General features: G+C 47.9%; 6 protein-coding genes. 5 read left to right on the top strand and 1 reads right to left on the bottom strand.

Going from position 1 to position 13657, the window contains the following annotated elements:
• The first annotated feature begins 222 nt into the window (after positions 1 to 222).
• From MKY23_RS25215 to galU, 5 genes are all read left to right on the top strand, one after another.
• On the top strand, positions 223 to 1392 hold the full coding sequence (locus MKY23_RS25215; RefSeq protein ID WP_339832994.1) for a trypsin-like peptidase domain-containing protein: 1170 nt from the start codon (positions 223 to 225) through the stop codon (positions 1390 to 1392).
• Positions 1393 to 1434: 42 nt separating this feature from the next.
• Entirely contained in the window at positions 1435 to 3330 is a 1896-nt protein-coding gene (locus MKY23_RS25210) for a stalk domain-containing protein (RefSeq protein WP_339832992.1), read from the top strand.
• 370 nt (positions 3331 to 3700) lie between these two features.
• Positions 3701 to 6214, top strand: coding sequence for a DUF3656 domain-containing protein (locus MKY23_RS25205; RefSeq protein ID WP_339832990.1), 2514 nt, complete (start codon positions 3701 to 3703; stop codon positions 6212 to 6214).
• A gap of 82 nt (positions 6215 to 6296) precedes the next feature.
• A complete protein-coding gene (locus MKY23_RS25200; RefSeq protein ID WP_339832988.1) occupies positions 6297 to 9923 on the top strand; it encodes an SNF2 helicase associated domain-containing protein in 3627 nt (1208 codons plus the stop codon).
• A 129-nt stretch (positions 9924 to 10052) separates the two neighbouring features.
• Positions 10053 to 10931 carry a UTP--glucose-1-phosphate uridylyltransferase GalU gene (gene galU, locus MKY23_RS25195; RefSeq protein WP_339839699.1) on the top strand — a complete coding sequence of 293 codons (879 nt, stop codon included), beginning with the start codon at positions 10053 to 10055 and terminating at the stop codon, positions 10929 to 10931.
• A 140-nt stretch (positions 10932 to 11071) separates the two neighbouring features.
• Here galU and MKY23_RS25190 read toward each other — a convergent pair whose 3' ends face one another.
• Positions 11072 to 13540, bottom strand: coding sequence for an O-antigen ligase family protein (locus tag MKY23_RS25190; protein ID WP_339832986.1), 2469 nt, complete (start codon positions 13538 to 13540; stop codon positions 11072 to 11074).
• Positions 13541 to 13657 lie beyond the last annotated feature (117 nt).

Here is a 13657-nt window from a genome sequence, read left to right as displayed (position 1 = left end):
TGGGAGGTGTTTTTTCATGTCTGTATTCTTCGAAGGGAGGAAACTGAGAGAGTTTGATTATGTCGAAAAATAGCGAAAATCAAAACGATTGTATAGCCATAATTTGTATGATACATTGAAGGATACCGATATTGCAGATGAGAGAGAAGATAGATTCGGCCAGGAATCGGCTGTCCAGTCGCGCAAGAAGGATGTATAGAGTAGAGAGGGTCAGGTGAAGTCATGATAAGGTTAGTAAAACGGGCAACAGCCATGATGATGGTTGTTGTGCTCTCCATTGGTGTGATGACGGCGACGGCTGGTGCAGCAGCATCCAAGACAGGCATGCAAGCCAAGGTAATCGACGGCCAGGTGTATGTGAATACGAAAGATTTGGTGAAGATGTTCGGCGGCAGTGGACAATACGATGCCAAATCAGGAACGTATACGTATAAGGGAAGCGAAGCCATTCCCAAAGTGATTGAGAAGGTATCTCCGTCTGTGGTTGGGATTATAGGTAAAACGACGGAAAACCAGAACGGATCGGCAAACGATCGTTATAATCTGGCACATGGCACAGGAGTTATCATTCGCGCTAATGGATGGATTGTGACGAACGCCCACGTGGTAGATCAGTTGGTCGATCCGGTCGTTGTCACGACAGACGGGAATACATATAACATTACAGAATCGTTCAGTGATCCGTTAAGTGACCTTGCGCTGATTAAAATTAACGCTAAAGCACTCAAACCTGCGGTCTTTGCTAAAGCTTCACAAGCGGCTGTGGGCGAAACGGTAATTGCGATCGGCACGCCGATCTCCTTTTCATTGCGTAACTCAGCTACGGTTGGCGTGATCAGCGGTCTGAACCGTGGGGTGGAAGCGTCCTACCGCTTAATTCAAACAGACACGGCGATTAATCCCGGAAATAGTGGAGGGCCGCTCGTTAACTTAAAGGGAGAAGTCGTCGGTATTAACTCCATGAAATTCTCTGCCGTGGGCATCGAGAGCATGGGTTTCTCTATTCCTGTAGACACCGTGAACTTTGTCATCAATCAATTTTTTAAATATGGAACGATCAAACGGGCAAGTCTCGGATTACAGATGGAAGAGAGCTGGTCGGCCATTGTAGGTCTGCCTGCGGAAGATCCGTTGACGGTTACGAGTGTATTGAGTCCGGAAGCGAAGAAAGCCAAGATCAAGGAAGGGGATGCCATCTACAGCGTTGCGGGCAAACGTGTATCTTCGGTAGTCGATATCAATGAGCTACTCAAAGCCTACTTACCTGGACAAAAGGTAAAGCTGCTGGTGCAAACGGACGGAGACATCGTTACCCGCACATTGACACTTGTGGATCGAACCTCTCTTGAGGAGCCGTCCGATGATTCGCTTTTAACGGATGAAGAACAATAAGCCTGGCAAGCAACCCGAATTGAGAGAGGACGAATGAACGGAATGAAGAAGTCATGGTTACGCGTGCTGAGCACGGGCGTATTAGCAGGGATGTTGCTGACAAGCACAGCTCTGCCAGTATGGGCAGATGATGATGTGATCACCAATGAGCTGCGTGTCAAAGCAGGAAGTACAAGTGCTTTTATGAATGGCAAGAAACAAAACATCACGAAACCCCTCACGATTAAAGGCGTGACATTGGTGCCTGTCGGCGTATTCAAAAAAGCCTTTGGCAGTGAAGTGCGGCTGGAGAAAAATGATGTCATCAAAATCAAGGAAGGTCCACACGTTGTGGCCTTGAGAATAGACAGTTCCATCGCATGGATTGACGGTGCCAAAGTGGAGATGGGGACTGCCCCCCAAATGGTGAATGGTGTGTTAATGGTTCCTCTTCGCCCGGTTGCGGCAGGAATCGGTGCAACGATTGCGCCGAACAGTTCGGGAGAGATCGTCATTCGTTTGCTTCAAACGGGTGAGGGTGTGGATGAGGACGGCATCGACCTGGACAAAGGGAAAACGAGAATTGGCAACAGCTATTATGGCTGGTCGATTCATTATCCAGCCGATCTTCTGGTGTTGCAAACGAATGAACAGGAACGCATGATGACCTTTGGCGCTACGGATGAAAGTTATTTTCTCGAAGTGTATGTGAGTGACCAGAATGTGGTACTGGATGCGGATGACTTGCTGACACAACTCGTGCAGGTGGCCAAACAGGCAGGAGATACGGTACTGGACCGTGAAGCGGTATCTAAAGGAAACAATCCTTATGCAAGAGTTGTCGTCAAAGATGCGGATGGCGTGTTATGGGAGTTACGCCAGTACATTCATGACGGTCGTCAATATGATGTCTACTTGGCGGATTATGAGGCGATTAATTATAAAGATCTGGGCAAACATGCTTCATTGCTCAACTCTTTTGAACCAAGCTATTCGCAGTCAGATCGAACCATTAAGGATCTTTCCACGGTGGAGGACGACATGCGTGCGGCATGGAATGATGATTACGGAATTGAATTAAAGGTTCCAGCGGGCTGGTCCATGGACAATAATAATATGGTTTATAAAGATAAAGACGGTGCTTATTTGCAACTTCGAGTGACTTCAGCCAAGTCCGGTGCAACGGTGAAGGACTGGAGTGATCAGCTCGAGAAATGGATGCGTGAAACCTTTACAGCCGAGAGTTATCAGCAGATTGGTTCATTTACAACGGAAATCTCTGGCGAAACTGCCGAGGTGAATGAATTCCGTTATAACTTCGGGTCAGGATGGCAGACGGAATATGATGTGCTTTTGCAGAAGAACGGATATCGTTACTACGCGGAGTATACGTTCCCTGAAGGACAGGCCGCAGACAGAGCATGGTTTGAACGAATTATGAAGAGTGTAGAGATTGATTTTGACACGGTAAAAGATAATTTCGGTCAGCTGGATGAAGATCCATATCTGACAGATAAAATGAAAACGATCACGCGTACGTCCAAAAACTATCATTACAGCGTGGATATTCCGCGCTACTGGACGCCGTATAGTGATCGGTTTGAAAGCTCACCTGTCGTTTATACCTTCACGGGTGGCAACTTCTCCATTGCAGCTACAGAGGACAAGTCGATTGAGATGACGGTTAGTCAGCTGAGAGAGGCCTATGCAGAGGCAGCAAAAACGCGAAAAAGCTTCAATCTGATCCGCAGCGAGCAACTGACCTTTGCAGGTGTACCGGCATTCTCCTTCACGTACCATGAAGTGGATAAGGGTGTGCCGTATACAGGTCGTCAGATTGTGTTCGAAAAGGATGGAATCACGTATACGATCACGAGTGGTCTGAACGATGCGAACCGTACGCAAGTGCAGGCAGCCATGCTGGAAAAAGCAGTGAACTCATTTACTTTTATTAAATAACAATAGATGTGGAGAAATTGCCGGAGGGTTAAGAACCTTCCGGTTTTTTTCTTTGGCTGTGACTTCACAATGAATGGCATAAGGTGTAAATATGTTGAGAATGAGTGGAATCTCTATGGGAAAATGATGAAAATGACAAACGGTTTTTTCAGGAAACCGTAGAAGAGTCGGTGCAGAAGTGGTACACTATACTAGTTCAGGAGTTATTACTGCTGATTTGAGAAATAGAGAGACTGTAGGCCTTGATTTCAGGCAATACAGACTTAATGTATAGATATAGTGATACTTGACGTTGACAGTAGTGCAGGCGTACCGAAATACAGGTACCAAGGGAAGAACACTGGCTGAGGCCGGTATGGGGAGGATCTACATGAAAACAGCAACAATACGAAGAGAAGACGTTGAGCTTCTGGCACCTGCAGGGGACTGGGATTGCATGCGTTCGGCGGTAGCCAACGGGGCGGATGCGATTTTCTTCGGGGTCGAAAAATTCAATGCACGGGCACGAGCGAACAATTTCCGTATGGACGAGCTACCGGAGATTATGGCGTTTTTGCACAGTTACGGCGTAAAAGGGTTCCTGACCTTTAATATATTGATCTTTGAAAATGAATTGAAAGATGCCAAAGAACTCATCGATGCCTGCGTAGATGCGGGTGTAGATGCTGTGATCGTACAGGATCTGGGTCTGGTCAAAATGATTCGTGAGATTTCGCCGGACTTTCCGATTCACGGTTCCACGCAGATGACGATTACATCGCCTGAAGCGGTAGAGTTTACCAAGCCGTTTGACATGGAACGTGTCGTACTTGGACGGGAAAACAATTTGAAGCAGATTCAAAAGATTGGTGATCAAGCGAAACTTCCGATGGAAGTATTCGTGCATGGCGCACTTTGCGTATCCTATTCGGGTCAGTGTCTGACTTCCGAAATGTGGGGCGGGCGTTCCGCGAACCGTGGAGAATGTGCGCAGGCGTGCCGTCTGCCGTACGATCTGATGGTGGATGGTGTTCACCAGCCGATGGGGGATGTGGCATATCTGCTATCGCCGAAAGATCTGGCAGCCATTGATATTATGCCGGAATTGATTGAAGCAGGCGTAACGTCTTTCAAAATCGAAGGTCGACTTAAAACGCCAGAGTACGTGGCGAACGTAGTTAGCAAATATCGCAATGCGATTGACCGTTATTTTGACGGTGACAATACACGGACAAGCAAAGAAGAAATTCGTGAGCTGCAACAGAGCTTCTCGCGTGGATTCACACATGGTTTCCTGGACGGCACGAACAACAAACAGCTGGTAGACGGAACGTTCCCGAAAAGCCGTGGCGTTTACCTGGGTCGTGTAGATCAAGTGCTGCGTGACGGTGTTGTGCTGAAACTGGATGCACCCGTGAAACGTGGAGACGGTATTGTATTTGACGCTGGTGATCCAACGAAAAAAGAAGAAGGCGGACGTGTATATGATGTACGCCGCAAAGGTGTGAAGATCGAAGGCGAAGCCGGCGAAGGCTGGATCGTGGACATCGTACCAGGCCGCAGTGATGTAGACTTGCGCCGCGTAAAAGTCGGCGATAAGGTATGGAAAACCAATGACCCTGCGCTCGACAAACGTCTGCGTCAAAGCTTTGAGACCGATAAGCCTTACCGTGTCTTCCCGGTCAAAGTGAAAGTCATCGGCAGCCCGGGCCAACCGCTCAGCACGTGGTGGACCGACGTGCAGAAGGGAACGACCGTGCGCGTGGATTCGGAGATGGAACTGGACATTGCCCAGAAACGTCCGATGAACCATGAATTGCTCGAGGAGCAATTCGGACGTCTCGGCGGCACCGTGTTCCAGCTTGAGGATCTGGACGTCAATCTGCACGGTGACGTCATCATTCCGATGCGCGAGTTGAACAATATTCGCCGTCAGGCGGTCGAACAACTCGCGGGCGAGCGCCCGAAACCGCCCGTCTACGTGAAACGGGCGGTGGACGTATACGGCGATGCGGTACAACCTGCATCGCCAGTGGCTCGCGGTCAAGCAGAGCTGACCGCGCTGTGCCGCAGCCTGCCACAAGTGGAGGCAGCGCTGGAAGCTGGCGTCGGCATGATCTACGCCGACTTTGAGTTTATCAAGCAATTCCCGGCAGCCGTGGAAGCTGTACATGCTGCAGGTCGTAAAATCGCGCTGGCTACGCCGCGTATTCATATGCCTGGCGAGAACGGCTATCACAACAATATCTTGCGTTTGGAGCCGGATGCGGTACTCGTTCGTAATACAGGTGCGCTTTACTTCTACCTGCGTCACCGTAGAATGAATCCGGACGCGAAGCATCCGCAGCTGATCGGGGACTTCTCCTTGAACATCGCCAACCACAAGGCAGTGGAATTGTTCCTGGAGGCAGGTTGCGACTGGATCACGCCGTCGTATGACTTGAACATTCAGCAGATGGTTGATCTGCTCGGTAACTCCCGTACAAGTCAGACCGAAGTGGTAATCCATCAGCATCTGCCGATGTTCCACACGGAGCACTGCGTGTACTGTACGTTTATGAGTGAAGGCACCGACTATACGAACTGCGGACGTCCTTGCGAAGAAAAGCGGGCTTCCCTGCAAGACCGAATTGGGATGTCTCACCCGGTACGTGTGGATGAGGGCTGCCGTAACACGGTATATAATGCCGTAGAACAGTCTGGTGCAGAGTATCTGACTAACTTTATGGATCTGGGTGTATCCCGTTACCGGGTCGAGTTCCTGGAAGAGACACCGGAGCAGGTGAAGGAAGTTATCGACCTGTACAACCGTGCACTCCGCGGTGAGATCAGCGGTACACAAGTATGGAAAACCCTGAAAGCAACGAACCAATTGGGCGTTACACGCGGCCAACTGGTGAAATAATAAGCAACCCCAATCTCTGCTTTACGGAGCTCTTGGGGTTTTTTCTATAAAAGCGGCATTGGCAACCAAGGAGGTGTGAAGCGTGGCTCCATTTACGATGATGGATATCAAATTGCTGTGCGGGGTCACGGCATTCAAACACGGTGAAGAATATCAACAGTCTGGCAGGATTGGCAAGCTCGCTGTGAGTGAAGACCGACGTCATTATCAAGCCGTTGTCCGAGGGACAGAAGTCTACGAAGTAAAGGTAGACCTGGACGATGCGGGAGAGATTGAAGCGCATTGCAACTGCCCTGCATATGGCAACTATTATGACTACTGCAAACATATTGCGGCTGTTCTGCTTGCTATTCATGAACGTGAGGATACACCAGAGCCATCCAGCGGCAGAGGGACACCATCAAAAGTGGGCACACTGGTCGAAGAAGAGAAATGGGAACGGCCTTATTCAGATTTAATATCTACTGCACAAGGTCAAGAATCGCAGCAATTGGAGCAACCACATCAACCGAATCAACCGCAACAGCATAAGCCGCAGTCGTTGTCCCCTTCTCCTTTTGCACAGGCAGGTCGTCCGAGTTCAGCCTCAGGCTGGGGCCGCTCTGCGGATAAACCGTCCTACCGCACAGCAGACCAGATTTTATCCATGTTTGCGAAGGATCGCAGATTGCCGCATGAACGGGAGTCAAAATACACAGCACCGGTTACCCGCTCTATGCTACGAGAAGAATTACAGGTACAGTTCATCTGCAAGCTGGTACATGTGCATAAAGGTGGAGCCAAGCTGGCGCTTGAATTAAAAGTGGGCAACAAACGACTCTATGTCGTGCAGAAGGTCAAGCAGTTCCTGAACTCTATTGAAAAGGGCGAGCCCATGTCCTTCACCAAGCTGTTTCATTATGATCCGCTGCTACATGTGTTTCGGGCGGAAGATCAGGCTATCCTTTCCATGCTCATTCGTATGAGACAGAGTGAAGAGGCATACCGTGAATCGATTTCCGGTTATCTGGGTGCTTCGGACGGTCGCGATATCCTGATCGCTCCAATTGTCTGGAAGCCACTGCTGGAGTTGCTTATGCAAGCGGATAGCCGCATGGAGGGCACAGGCCTGGCAAACGGTCCGTTAACCCTAAGCGAGGGAGCATTGCCTCTATTTTACCGGATCGCAGAGGGGGCGAATGAAGGGTATCAGCTGGAGGTGTCAGGACTGCGTGAGTTGATTCTGCTTCCGGCATATGATGCGGCGGTTGTTGAAGGGCAGCTCTATATGTTAGAACCGACGCAGATGAGAAGTCTGGAGGACCTGAACAGTGCGCTCACATCCTACGGCATTAAAGAAAGCATTGATATCTCGTCACAGCAGGTGGATGAGTTTGTGCAGCATGTTGTACCGGAGCTGCGGACATTGGGGCATCTGTCGATTGATTCCCATGTGCGCGAACAGATTGCCGAACCCGAGTTGTCACCGAAACTGTATATCGACTTTTACCGGGAACGCATTACAGCACGTCTGGAATTCGATTATGGCGTCATGGTCATTAACCCGCTGGCAGAGTATTTAATTAACGAGGAAGAAAAGAAAGTCATCTTGATCCGTGACCGCTTCAAGGAACGCAATCTCATCGAGAGACTGGATCGTTCTTTTCTGGAGCGGGAGGGGAGTGTCTGGGCAAGCGAGCGTGAGGACGCCATCTATGATGTGATGTATCACCTGTTGCCTGAGTTTGAGAAGCTGGCCGATATCTATATGCCGAATGCTGTGAAAGCGATGATGCCAACGTATCCGGTACCGCCGAAGGTTCGTGCTGATCTGGGAAAAGGACTGGACTGGCTGGAGATTTCCTTCGAGATGGAGGGAGTCGACGAGCAGGAGTTGCAAGAACTGATGCGCAGCATTGTGGAAAAGAAAGCTTTCTTCCGCCTGCGAAGCGGTGTCTTTCTGTCACTTGAAAATGATGGCGCGAGCAGCTTCGCTCACATGGCTGACGCGCTTGGACTGGAAGCAAAGGATATCCAGAGCAGCCATATCCGGTTGCCTGCTGTGAGAGCGTTGCAGCTTCCGGGCAGAGATGAAGTTTCGGGTCATGTGAAATGGGGAGGATCGCTCAAACGTTTCCTAGATGATCTGCGTGATCCGGACCGGATGGACTTTCCGTTACCTCAGACGCTGGCGCCCGTGCTGCGGGATTACCAGGCAAGCGGGTATCAGTGGCTTCGTACGCTCGCACATTACCGGTTTGGCGGCATTCTGGCAGATGATATGGGACTGGGTAAAACACTGCAAAGTATCGCCTACATCACAGCTTCATTACAGGAGAGACCCGTGTATGAGCAGGGACAAGAGGCAGGGCTACCAGCTGATAAACACAACTCCATTTCTAATAATTGGACCATGGATGGGTCTAAGCAGGCTTACTTGGCTAACGTCAGTGGAACGATAGATGATGCATGGCACACCTCGCAGCAAGACGGTCTGACCATACGCACGCGAATGACACATCCGCCGGTATTGGTTGTTGCGCCTGCTTCATTAACTTACAACTGGGCGAATGAGTTTGCACGGTTTGCTCCGCATTTGAATGTATTGATCGCCGCAGGACAGAAGGATGAACGCGCCAGCATGCTGGCGGATATGGACAAGGCGGATGTGATCGTGACATCGTATCCGTTGCTACGACGTGATCTGGATACGTATTTGGGAAGAACCTTCCATACCCTGATTCTGGACGAGGCACAGGCAGTCAAAAATGCATCGTCCCAGACAGCGCAAGCCGTCAAACAAATTCAGGCGCCGCGCCGTTTTGCCCTGACAGGTACACCTGTCGAGAATTCACTGGATGAACTATGGTCTATTTTTGAAGCCGTATTTCCGGGTTTATTCCCGAGCTACAGAAGATTTCGTGACTTGCCGCCAGAACGCATCTCGCGTATGGTTCGTCCGTTCATTCTCCGTCGCTTGAAGAAAGATGTATTGGAAGAATTGCCGGATCGGATTGAGACGGTGCAACGCTCTGAGCTGACGGTCGAACAGAAAAAGCTTTACGCAGCGTATCTCTCTCAGCTTCAGGATGAGACCACAAAGGACATGGAAGACAACGGTTTCCAGAAAAATCGGATCAAAATTTTGGCCGGTATCACTCGCCTGCGTCAGTTATGTTGTCACCCGGTACTATTTGTGGACGGATATCAAGGGGATTCCGGGAAAATGGAGCAACTGCTGGAGACCGTCCAGGACTGTCTGGCCGCTGGCAAACGCATTCTGATCTTCTCCCAGTTTGCAAGTATGCTTAACCTCATTCGTCAGACTCTTACAGCGCAAGGCAACAGCTTGTTTTATCTGGATGGACAAACCCCTGCCCAGAGTCGTGTAGACATGTGTCGCAGGTTTAATGAGGGAGAAGCTGAACTGTTTCTGATCTCGCTCAAGGCTGGTGGAACCGGACTGAACCTGACGGGAGCCGATACCGTCATATTATATGATCTGTGGTGGAATCCCGCCGTGGAGGAACAGGCGATTGGAAGAGCTCATCGTATGGGGCAGAAACAAGTGGTTCAGGTGATTCGTCTTGTGACGGAGGGCACGATTGAAGAGAAGATTTTGGAGCTACAACAGCGGAAAAAAGACTTGATTGCCGAGGTCATTGAACCGGGCGACGGAGGATCAACGACATTATCCGAGCAGGATATTCGCGAGTTGTTAATGGTGTAGAGGAAACTCGATTTTTATACAACAATTGTTAATAAATTGTGGTAATGTATAGAGAAATGCACCGCTTTTACCAACTTATTAATCGTGTTATCCCTATACTATCTTGATCCAGCCAAAGGAGTGTTTCCTATACGTATCCGCAAAGCGATTATTCCAGCCGCCGGACTGGGAACCCGGTTCCTGCCTGCCACCAAAGCCATGCCGAAAGAAATGCTGCCCATTGTGGACAAGCCAACTATTCAATACATTATTGAAGAAGCCGTTGCCTCAGGAATTGAAGATATTATTATCGTTACAGGGAAAGGGAAACGGGCGATCGAGGACCACTTTGATTATTCCTTTGAACTTGAACAGAATCTCGCAGACAAACAGAAGTGGGATCTGCTGAACGAAGTTCGTAAACCTTCCGAGATGGCTGACATCCATTATATCCGGCAAAAGGAACCGAAGGGACTTGGTCACGCGATCTGGTGTGCTCGCAAGTTTATTGGCAATGAACCGTTTGCCGTCCTGCTCGGGGACGACATTGTTGAAGCGGATCACCCATGCTTGCAGCAGATGATTGAAGTCTATGACGAACTACAGTCCCCGATTGTCGGCGTGCAACCTGTCGATTGGAGTGAAGTATCCCGTTACGGTATTATCGATGGAGAATTGCTAACTCGTACGGATGAACGTGTCTTCCGTGCGCGACGTTTGATTGAAAAACCGAAAACGGAGGATTCCCCTTCGAATCTGGCGATCATGGGCCGTTACATTCTTACTCCCGATATTTTCGAAATCTTAGGCAGGCAGTCTGCCGGTGTAGGCGGAGAGATTCAGTTGACCGATGCTTTATCCCGTCTGAATGAGCAAAGACAGATTCTCGCGTATCATTTTGAGGGCTTGCGCCATGATGTGGGTGAGAAGTTAGGTTTCATTGAAACATCCATTCACTATGCGTTACAGCGTCCTGATCTGCGGGAGGATTTGCTGAAGTATTTGAAAGATATCGTGGTATCAGACTGATTAACGAATTTATTCATTACTTAAGTTATCAATCCACTATTTCTTTGGAACGTTTCTACCAAGGACTGGACTAAAAAAAGGTTTGCCTTATAAGGCAAACCTTTTTTATATAAGATGTTAACAACAAAAGAGGATAGGTTCTAATTAAAAGTTAATTCTGCAATTCGTTTAATTTCGTCTGCTTCACTAGATGAGATGGCAATCAGTTTATTATATAGAGCCTCGTCTAATTTAAATTCTCGTTTGAGCGAAGCGAGGTACCAACGAGCAATTTCACGATTTGTCGCATCCGTCAGATCTTCGGCAATTCCCGTTTTAAGTACAGCGGTAGCTCCTGGAAGGTCGTTGGACATATACCTCATTTTCCCAGCATTGAGAATCATCGTTGGAGTGACCTGGAATGGCTGACCTTGAAGTTGTCCTTTAGGAAGAGTTTTAAGGTGCTCCACTCCATCTACTACATGCTGATATGCCTCAATTCCCGAAGAGAAATAAGCATTCTTTTTTGTGGTATCCCCTTGTCCAAGTGCCTGATACCCCAGATCGAATGAACGGCTGATCAATTGCTCATACCAGTCCATATCCCAAATATAGTTACTCGCATATTCTTTTCGTAGCGTATATGCCTGGTCATTTTCGCCTTTCAATTCGTATATGCCAATGAGTTGTTTTACCATACTTTTATTATATGGTTCTGCTTCGAGGCCGCGCTGCAACAATTGCACGGCTTCTGTGTAGAATTGCTCATCTTTCGTTTGCGTGTAGCCTTGTTGATAAAGTGACGCTAGAAGCATTAATGAATCCGGATGTGTGCTACGGATGGACAAATCCTTGTCCAGCGGAGCTTTGATTTGCCGGAAATCTTGACTGCTTCTTGCGAGCTCGTTACCTTCAATCGCATAATGATTAGCTTGTAGGAATCGAACAGAAACGATGAGAAGCACAATGATCGCTATTCCAGCAATTATACTGTACACTCCGCGTGCCGCAGCTTCTCCCATTTTTAAACGACGAGTTGGTTGAGGCTCAATCGCGGCACTCATACCTCCAAGACCAAGGAATACCAGCATTCCAATAAAGACATAGCTCATGTTGAAATCAAGAAGACTCAACACCAGGATTGACATAGAAAGAATAAAGTACACGAAATGTGATTCGCGATCCTCTTCATTCCGTCTGACATACGAGCGTACATATTGATAGAAAACATATAGTATAAACGCCATAAATACTAAAAATCCAACGAGGCCAACTTCGACAAGGTATTGCATGAAAAAGTTATGTGCCTGAGCACTGACATAAGGATTGTTCTGATATTTTTCATACAGTGCAGTCCATGCTCCGCCACCTGCCCCGATTACAGGATAATCGGCAAATAGTTTCGTGGCATCTTTGTAGAATGTGATACGCTCCAGCACACTGTGTTGCTGGAAGTTGATATTCTCAAGTCGTGTGCTAATACTGTCCGGCAAAATGTTACGCACGCCCGTACCGAGCAATAGCACAGCAATAACAACGGTTAGAACTACAGAACCTAGCGGAATCCATACACTGGATGCTTTTCGAGCTGACCAAGATTGAAACTTGGCTTCCAGCATAGGGGCTACAAAACGCTGAATCGCCCAACACAATAACGCAACAACAAGCGAGGCTCCTATAAGGATGGCCCAGCTCTTGGCTGCAAGAGAACCTGTGAACTGCTTTTGAAGTTCAATTCCTGCAGTATTGATAGGGTTTAAAACCAACAGCGTGCCAATTGCCGATACGGCACAATAGATAAACCATAGAATTTGTTTGGCTGGTTTAAGCAAAAGTAACAAGATAACAAATACGATAGGCAACATGACAAGTCCTGTACGAGAGAGTGTAAGCAACAACGACAGGATAATGGGAACAAGCATAAAGCCATGCAACATTTGAGTGAATATTCTTTTGGAACGAATCATGCTGAAGATGGAAATAAACAGAAATGCCATTAGAAATGCTGCGTATGTATTGGGATATTGAAACACGGACGCAAGCCGGGCGCCATTGGAATCATTCCAAATCGCCTGGTTGTATACACCATTGATTACGCCTGCGGAAAACCATCCAACTAACTTACCTGCAAAACTAAAGGCCCCTAACCAATTTAACAAACCAAATCCGACAATAACATATGCAATTCCTATTAAGGAAGATTGTATGATATGATTGATTTTGTTGTTTTGAAGCAGGTACATCGTCATCACAAAAATCATGGCATAGATACATTGGATGAGAATCATATTATTCGCCAAGTATTCTGATGCTGCATTAATTAGTGATAATACATAGGTAAGAGGGAGTAGTATAACGGCTACTTTGAGCCAATCTTGCTGTGTGTCTAACTTCATCTGCTTAAAGTAGATTGCCACCCATAATATAAATAGGAGGGTCGTAATGGCAACAGCCCAATAAATGGGTGCCTCAAACTGCAGCAATTGACCATTAAACAGCGCAACTTGGAACGCGGACCAGAGTAAAAATAAGATAAGTCCTATGGACAATGACCATAGGAGCGTCGATGCTGAATTGGCCGTAGCTTTACTCGACGTTTTCATTTGTTTCCCGTATACTGGATTCGACAAGGTTTGATTCTCCTTTTCTTGTAGATACGACAATATTTTAGCATAGAACATGCAAGTTGTCTTATCTACTAAATGTCAGAGAAGAATTAAAAAACTTATAAAGGACGTTTAAAAGTC

The sequence above is a fragment of the Paenibacillus sp. FSL R7-0272 genome (genome assembly GCF_037969905.1).
GTDB lineage: Bacteria > Bacillota > Bacilli > Paenibacillales > Paenibacillaceae > Paenibacillus > Paenibacillus polysaccharolyticus.
Note: the sequence above shows the minus strand (reverse complement) of the source record. Positions and strands in the feature narration are given on the sequence as shown.

What these genes read in the sequence shown, in the direction of transcription:
- MKY23_RS25215 (WP_339832994.1), top strand. Translation starts at nt 223, where the DNA reads ATGATAAGGTTAGTAAAACGGGCAACAGCCATGATGATGGTTGTTGTG.
- MKY23_RS25210 (WP_339832992.1), top strand. Translation starts at nt 1,435, where the DNA reads ATGAAGAAGTCATGGTTACGCGTGCTGAGCACGGGCGTATTAGCAGGG.
- MKY23_RS25205 (WP_339832990.1), top strand. Translation starts at nt 3,701, where the DNA reads ATGAAAACAGCAACAATACGAAGAGAAGACGTTGAGCTTCTGGCACCT.